Origin of the sequence: Gemmatimonas sp. (assembly GCF_046594945.1) — a bacterium.
GTDB lineage: Bacteria > Gemmatimonadota > Gemmatimonadetes > Gemmatimonadales > Gemmatimonadaceae > Gemmatimonas.
The window spans coordinates 72092-79340 of the sequence record NZ_JBKJRB010000162.1 but is presented as its reverse complement, the minus strand read 5'-3'; the positions used below and the strand labels follow the sequence as shown (position 1 = coordinate 79340).

The window sequence follows — 7249 nt, the reverse complement described above, 5'->3', positions numbered from 1 at the left end:
CCGTGACGCGGCTCCCGTGACGCGGCTCCCGTGACGCGGCTCCCGTGACGCGGCTCCCGTGACGCGGCTCCCGTGACGCGGCGTTACGTGATCACCGTCGGTGCCGTCCGTCCGGTTCGTGTTTCCAGTGCGCTCAGGGAGAGGGCGGCCGCCACGAGCTCCGCCAGCGCGTGAGACGGGTCCATGCCAAGTCGCGACGCATCGGTTTCGCGCGACTCGATGTACAGGCGAATGGTCGCCCCTTCCGTTCCCGTACCCGACAGACGGAACACGATGCGGGCACCATCGTCGAAGCGCACGCGAATGCCCTGATTGGCACTGACGCTGCCGTCCACGGGGTCGGTGTACATGAAGTCATCGGCGCTCTGCACGCGACGTGACGCGACCATCGTGCCCGGCAACGTGCTGCACTGCGTGCGCAGATGCGTCATGACGCCATCGGCCGCGTCGGAGGGCACACCTTCATAGTCGTAGCGCGTGTAGTAATTGCGACCAAAGCGCGCCCAGTGTTCACGCACGATCGCTTCCACCGTCTGGCCACGCTCGGCCACGATGTTGAGCCAGAAGAGCACGGCCCAAAGTCCGTCTTTCTCGCGCACGTGATCGGAGCCGGTGCCGAAGCTTTCCTCGCCGCAGAGCGTGATGCGGCCGGCGTCGAGCAGATTGCCGAAGAACTTCCAGCCGGTGGGCGTCTCGAAACAGGGAATGCCCAGCGATACCGCCACGGCATCGACGGCCGCACTGGTCGGCATTGAACGCGCTACGCCGCTGAGTCCCCGTGCGTATCCGGGCACCAGCGACGCGTTTGCCGCCAGCACGGCCAGTGAGTCCGACGGTGTCACAAAAAAGCGCTGCCCCAGAATCATGTTGCGATCGCCATCGCCGTCGGACGCCGCCCCGAAGTCGGGTGCGTCGTGACCGAACAGTTCTTCCACCAGGTCATGAGCGTAGGTGAGGTTCGGATCGGGATGTCCGCCGCCAAAATCGGGGAGTGGCACGCGATTGACGACCGTCCCGGACAGCGCACCAAGCCGACGTTCGAGAATTTCAACGGCGTACGGTCCCGTAATCGCGTGCATCGCGTCGAAGCGCATGCGGAACCCGCTGGCGAACAAACCACTGATCGCGTCGAAGTCGAACAACGTTTCCATGAGCGTCGCGTAAGCCGCGACCGGATCGATCACGTCGAGTCGTACGGGGCCGACCTGATGCGTGCCGAGATCGTCGAGGTTGAAATGCGGTAGATCGGCGATCGAGTACTGCCGCATCTCGCGCGCGCGCTCGGCGACGGCGTTCGTAAACGATTCCGAGGCTGGCCCACCGTTGCCGGTGTTGTACTTGATGCCGAAATCGCCGTCAGGGCCGCCTGGATTGTGGCTGGCGGACAGGATAATGCCACCCTGCGCGCCCGAGCGGATAAGGTGCGACGCGGCCGGCGTGGAGAGCAATCCCGCGCGCCCAACGATCAGATGCGTGATGCCGTTGCCGGCCGCCATACGAATAATGGTTTCGGTCGCTTCGCGGTTGTGGTACCGTCCGTCGCCGCCCACGACCAGCGTGCTGTCAGGAGGAAGCGCGGCCACATCGAGCAGCGCTTGCACGAAATTTTCGAGATAGTGTTTCTGCTGGAAGACCGTCGTCCGCTTCCGTAAACCGGACGTCCCCGGTCGCTGGTCGGCGAACGGGGACGTCGTGATCGAATGCACAGTCATCGCATCGGTTGGAGTCAGGAAACCATCAGGACCATTTGAGATCAACCTTCGACAGCGGGATCTGTCGCACGCGCTTGCCGGTGGCGGCATAGATCGCGTTGATCATCGCCGGAATGACGGGCGGCAATGCCGGTTCGCCGATGCCGGTGGGCGCGAAGTTTGTCTTCACGAAATGCACGTCGATGGGCGGCGCCTGACGGATGCGCAGCATCGGATAGTTGTTGAAGTTCGCCTGATCGACTTTGCCCGCGGTGAGCGTGATCTCCTGGCCGAAGGCCTGGCTCATCCCGTCCATCGCGGCGCCCTGCACCTGCTGTTCGGCGTGGTTCGGGTTGATGATGTCGCTGCCGACGTCACCCACCGCCCAGACGTGGTCGACCTTGATGTCACCCGCCTTGCTCACGGTGACTTGCACAACTTCGGCAAAGTAGCCGCGATGACTGAAGTAGAAGGCACAACCCATGCCGGTTCCCTTCGGCAGCGTGGTCTTGCCCCAGCCCGACACCTCGCGCGCCTTCTCGAGAATGCCGATCACGCGCTGGGCATCCATCTGTCCGGCCTGCTGCTGTGGCGTGAGCGGGGTGGCCGACGCGATCTCCGCCTTGAGCGTGTCAATGCGGAACTGCAACGGATCCTTGCCGGCCGCGACTGCGCACTCGTCGATGAACCCTTGGAACGCGAACGACAGTGCGTTGGAGCGCGGCGCGCGCAACGCACCGGTGGGCACGCCAAGCGGCATCACTGACACGTCCATCTTGAGATTCGGCACGAAGCGCGCCGGATACTCGGTGGGGCCGATATCGGCACTCGGCGCGAAGCGCTCCCCCTCACCGAAGGTGGCGAAGTGATTGCGGAAGGCGATCAGCTTGCCGCTGGCATCGAGCCCACCGGTGAACGAGTGATATCCACCCGGGCGGAACATGTCGTGCTGCATATCGTCTTCGCGCGTCCACAGGAGCTTGACCGGCACCTTGGCTTCGCGCGCGATCCAGGCCGCTTCCACGAGCGGGTCGTTGTACAAGCGACGACCGAAGCCACCACCAGCGCGCACCATGTGAATGGTGACCTGGTCTTCCTTGAGGCCGAGCGTCGTGGCCACGAGCGCGCGTCCGCCTTGCGGCGTTTGGGTGGTGGACCACAGCTCACACTTGTCGGCCGTGACGTGCGCCGTGCAGTTCTGCGGTTCGAGGGGCGCGTGGGCGATGAACGGATAGCTGTAGTCGCCCTTCACGACCTTGGCGGCACCCTTGATGGCGGCGTCGAAATCGCCGTCGTTCCGAATCGTGCGGTGCGGGGCGCTCGCGAAGAACTCGGTGGCCTTGGCGGCAAACGACGCGCTCGATTGCTGCGCGGTGGGGTGTGCCGCCCATGCGACCACGAGCTTCTTGCGCGCCTGCTGTACCATCCACCAATTCTTGCCGATGATCGCGACGCCGGGCATGAGTCCCTGCAAATTTGTCGTGCCCTCGACTACGAAGGCGTGCGTCACGCCGGGCATCGCCTTGATCGCATCGAGGTTGGCGCTCGCGACCTTGGCGGCGAACACGGGACTCTTCACGAACGTGGCGTAGTGCATGTTCGGCACCGTCACGTCGATACCGAACATGGGCTTGCCCATCAGGATGTCACGGAGTCCGACGGTCTTCTGGCGCGTGCCGATGATCGTGAAGTGCTTGGGGTCCTTGAGCGGCACGGTGGCGAGATCGGGCGGCGTCACCGAGACCGCGGCGCTGGCCAGCGAGCCATAGGTGGCGGAACGCTTCGATGCCCGGTGGTGCACGACGCCTTTTTCCGTTTCCAGTTCGGCGGCGGGCACGTTCCACTGCGTCGCCGCAGCCGACACCAGCATCGCGCGGGCGGCGGCGCCGACACGGCGCTGCGGCAGCCAGTTGGTGGGCGTCGCGGTGCTGCCACCGGCGACTTGCGCCGGATACCTGGTGGGGTCGAAGTCAGCCTGTTCCACCCGCACGTTCGCCCAGTCCACGTCGAGCTCCTCGGCGATCAGCATGGGGAGCATCGTTTTGATACCCTGGCCAATCTCAGGATTCTTGGCCGTGATGGTAACGATGCCGTCCGGCGTGATGCGCACGAAGGCGCTGAGCATTGGATCGGCGACCGGCGGCAGTCCGCTCCGCACGCCGAGACGTTCGAGGGCTTCGAGCGGTTCGGCGTAGCTGACCAGCAGCATGCCGCCGCCGGCGATCGCCGTGGCGCGCAGGAAGTCGCGGCGGCTTACGCCCGGCTTGTCGGATTGGGTCGTCATCGTCGTGGTCTCAGCGGTTGTCAGGGGAGCCGTTCTTCGACCGAGTCGATCCACCCACGGCCGGCGTGGCGCCCGACTTGATCTCAGCGGCACGATGCACCGCCTTCCGGATGCGCAGATACGTCGCGCAGCGGCAGAGATTCGTATTCAGCGCGGTGTCGATGTCGCCATCGGTCGGCTTTGGCGTCTTGGCCAGCAGCGACGCGGCCGCCATCATTTGTCCGGCCTGACAGTAGCCGCACTGCGGCACGTCGAGTTCCTCCCACGCCTGCTGCACGGCGTGCAGCCCATCGGGCGAGAGGCCTTCGATGGTCGTGATGTCGGCGCTCGCCACGCGGGACACGGGCGTGTTGCACGAGCGTGTCGCGACACCATTCACATGGACGGTGCAGGCTCCACAGCGAGCGATCCCGCACCCGAACTTGGTGCCCTTGAGATCGAGTTCGTCACGGAGCACCCACAGCAGGGGCATTTCGGCTGGCACGTCGAGCGTGCGCGGCGTGCCGTTGACCTTGAGCGTAATCGGCATAGGACCAGGCGGGACAGGGGCGGGGGCGAACGATCGGGTAATCGCTCAACCCCGTAATCTCACGCCGGGGGGACGGGGAGTCCAGAGCTACGGCTGCTTCTTCCCCGTGAAGTACAGCTCGTCATCCTCGCCACGGCACTCGAATGTTACCGTGTTCCCCGAGATCGTGAAGGTGAACATCATGTCCGGTTTGAGCACCTCGTAGATCTCGCCGTCGGCGTACACCTCGGCCTTTTCGTACAGCCCAACGGTGAAGACGTTCGCGGCGGTCCGCATGAGCGCGAACGTCTGCAGGTACTTGTCCTCCGGCTCGAACCGTGCCTTCAGCCCGCCACGGTCGTAGCTCACGATCATCTTCCCGTCGGCCTGCTTCGTCTTGGCGTTGATCATCTCGTAACTGCCGATGTATGGGCGCGCCTCCGGCTCCGCCAGCAATTCTGAAAGCGAGGGCTCGACCGCAAAGTCCATGGTCACCCGCATGTTGGCCCAGTGCATCGCCATCGTCCCGCCGCGCACGCCGACCGCCGGGAACGACCAGGTCAGCATCTCCTCGCGGGCGGCGTTGGCGTCGGCGCGCACCGTCACCTTCAGCTGCGTGTCGTTCGGCGTCGGGTGATCCTCGTGGAACTGCTTCCACTTGGGATCGAGCAGCATGGTCCACGTGCGCGTCGTGTCCACCACCAGCCAGACGCTGTACTTGCCCTTGGGGACGTTCACGCCCGAGATCGTCACGTTCTTGCTTGCCTCCAACAGCGTGGCCCAATTGGCACCGGGCGTCCACACTTCGCCCCACCGCACGGCTTTGGTGCCGAACACCGGCCACCGCCCGCGCATGCGCGGTCGGGAGTACGTCACGCGCAATGTTGTGCCGTCTACGGTCTGCGCAATGCTCTGCAGTTCGCTGGCTCTGATCTGCGCATCGGCCCGCTGCGGCAACAGCGCGGGACTCACCGATACCGCGAGCATGGCCAGCGCGACACGACGACCACGGAATTGGTGCATGTGGGCACTTCTGCGAAGGGGACAAGGGATCAGCCGAACTGGGCATCGATGGCCGCGCGGATGTCGATGAGGGACTTTCCGGCTTTGGCCAGGCGTACGGTGACGCGACCTTCTCCTTGACAGATCGGGCACGACTTCGCCATCGCGTCTCCCTCGTAGCAACTCAGCAGCGAGTAGTGGCTGCTCAACTCGGCGCAGCCGCAGTGACAGCCGATGCCATCGGCGATCTGCGGTATGGCCCGGATGCCGTCGAACAGCTCGACGAGATGTGGTGACTTGGTGAGATCGGCGGCGGTCAGCACCTTCGTGCCCGTAATGCCGACTCTCGGCGTGGGATGCGCTACGCGCCGGAGCGCGACGACCCGACGAGGCAGCAGCATCCCGACGCTGGCGGAGAGCAGCGCCAGGATTGCGGAACGACGAGAAGGCAGGATTTCGGGGACCACAGGTGCCTCGACCGAGACAAGTTCCGTGAATGTATGCCGACGCCAAGCCGCCACAAGGCAGCGACGCGCGGGGGACTTTACCGGAGCACGGTCCACAGCGTCGCGGCCGCGACGAGCGCGACCACGAGGCCAGTCATAAGTGTTCGGGTGGTTACCGTGAGCGCCGCCGGGGTGACCACAGCGTGTGCGGAGGGCGCCGACGCGGCCGCAGGCCTTCGCAAGACCCGCGACGCGTCGGTTGGGGGCTCGGGGGCGGTCTGTGCCACTACCGTCGCCTCGCTCGAGGCGTCGGTGCCATTTGCCCCTTCGATCGCGCGGATAATCCACGACGCCGACGCCGGACGCTCGGCGGGATTTTTCGCCAGACAACGCATCACCATGGCAGCGATCGGCGGCGGCAGCTCAGGACGCTGATGCAGAATCGGCACCGGCGAGTCTGCCAGCTGCGCGGCCAGTGTGGCGCGCAGCGATGGCCGCGCGAAAGGCGGAGCGCCGGTGAGTAGCTCGTAGGCCACGCAGCCGAACGCATACAAATCGGCGCGGTGGTCCACCACGTGCGCCGATCCGATCTGCTCGGGCGACATGTAGTCCGGCGTACCGAGCACCGTGCTCACGGTGGTCACGCGTCGTCCGGTGCGCAGCGCGGTGTCGCTGGCGTCGTCGAGCGCCCTGGCGACGCCAAAATCGGAGATCATCGCGATGCCGTCGTTGAGGAGCACGTTCTCCGGCTTGATATCGCGATGCACCACGCCGCGCGCGTGCGCATACGCGAGGGCGAGTGCCATTTCCCGAAGTAGCCGGATCGCCTCCGCGTAGGGCGGCGTGCCCCGTCGCACCAGCAGCTCCCGAAGCGTGTGCCCCTCGATATACGGCATGCTGTACCAGCGCACCTGCTCGCTGTCGCCCTCGACTGTCGCGAAGGCGGCGCTGAGCAGTGGTACCAGGTGCGGGTGCTGCAGCTTTGCGGCAAACTGGATCTCGCGACGGAACCGTTCCGCATCGACGTCGGCTGTGAGCTCGGGCGGGAGCACCTTGAGTACGACGGAGCGATCGAGCGAAATCTCCGTGGCCAGAAAGACCTGCGACGATCCCGCGCCACCAAGCTCGCGCTCGATAACGTAGGTGCCCTCAAGCTGTCGCTGAAGTCGAGCGCGCAGGGCGCCGGCATCGATCGGTACGGTGGACATCGCGTGGTCGCATGGTTGCAGCACGCCGTGAACGGCGCCGCTGCGTTGTCGTCTGTGACGCGGCGGCTCTCGAGAAAAAATACGCCTCGCATGACGCACCGCAATGCGTG

Annotated in this window: 6 protein-coding genes; all 6 read right to left on the bottom strand. The window is 65.3% G+C overall.

Annotated elements, in window-relative coordinates:
• Positions 1–83 precede the first annotated feature (83 nt).
• The 6 genes from ACLL97_RS19575 to ACLL97_RS19550 all read right to left on the bottom strand — a co-directional run bounded on the left by ACLL97_RS19575 (position 84) and on the right by ACLL97_RS19550 (position 7139).
• Entirely contained in the window at positions 84–1712 is a 1629-nt protein-coding gene (locus ACLL97_RS19575) for an alpha-D-glucose phosphate-specific phosphoglucomutase (RefSeq protein WP_411282159.1), read from the bottom strand.
• A gap of 25 nt (positions 1713–1737) precedes the next feature.
• Positions 1738–3975, bottom strand: coding sequence for a molybdopterin cofactor-binding domain-containing protein (locus ACLL97_RS19570; RefSeq protein WP_411282158.1), 2238 nt, complete (start codon positions 3973–3975; stop codon positions 1738–1740).
• Positions 3976–3985: 10 nt separating this feature from the next.
• Entirely contained in the window at positions 3986–4504 is a 519-nt protein-coding gene (locus tag ACLL97_RS19565) for a (2Fe-2S)-binding protein (protein WP_411282157.1), read from the bottom strand.
• An 87-nt stretch (positions 4505–4591) separates the two neighbouring features.
• Positions 4592–5506: a DUF2911 domain-containing protein gene (locus tag ACLL97_RS19560; RefSeq protein ID WP_411282156.1), complete on the bottom strand. Its 915-nt coding sequence runs from the start codon at positions 5504–5506 to the stop codon at positions 4592–4594.
• A 29-nt stretch (positions 5507–5535) separates the two neighbouring features.
• Positions 5536–5952 carry a hypothetical protein gene (locus tag ACLL97_RS19555; protein WP_411282155.1) on the bottom strand — a complete coding sequence of 139 codons (417 nt, stop codon included), beginning with the start codon at positions 5950–5952 and terminating at the stop codon, positions 5536–5538.
• 77 nt (positions 5953–6029) lie between these two features.
• A complete protein-coding gene (locus ACLL97_RS19550; RefSeq protein WP_411282154.1) occupies positions 6030–7139 on the bottom strand; it encodes a serine/threonine-protein kinase in 1110 nt (369 codons plus the stop codon).
• Positions 7140–7249: the final 110 nt, after the last annotated feature.